Source organism: Achromobacter sp. SIMBA_011 (assembly GCF_046535435.1).
GTDB classification, from domain to species: domain Bacteria; phylum Pseudomonadota; class Gammaproteobacteria; order Burkholderiales; family Burkholderiaceae_B; genus Achromobacter; species Achromobacter dolens.
Map to the genome: position 1 here is coordinate 1 of NZ_JAWRWN010000451.1, position 272 is coordinate 272.

Genomic DNA, 272 nt, shown 5'->3' on the forward strand with positions numbered 1-272 from the left:
GCGGCGGCCGGCCGGCACCGACCGTCGCCGCGCACCGCAAAATCGCCGACAATGTCGGCTCGCCGCGCCGCCGCGCGCAGCACGCGTGCGCACCGCCGCGCCCGCTTCGGACCACCATGAGACTCAAGGCGAAGATATTCCTCCTGGCCATCGTGCCGTTCCTGCTCGCGATCGCCGGGATCGGCTTCGGCGTGCGCCAGCAGGCGACCTCGCTCGCTCGCACGCAGCACGCGACGATCGAGGCGGCGTATCTGGCGAGCAAGGAAGGCGAG

General features: G+C 72.1%; 1 pseudogene. It reads left to right on the forward strand.

Annotated elements, in window-relative coordinates:
• Positions 1-116 precede the first annotated feature (116 nt).
• A pseudogene (locus SB816_RS31675) lies at positions 117-272 on the forward strand (histidine kinase); the annotation flags it as partial.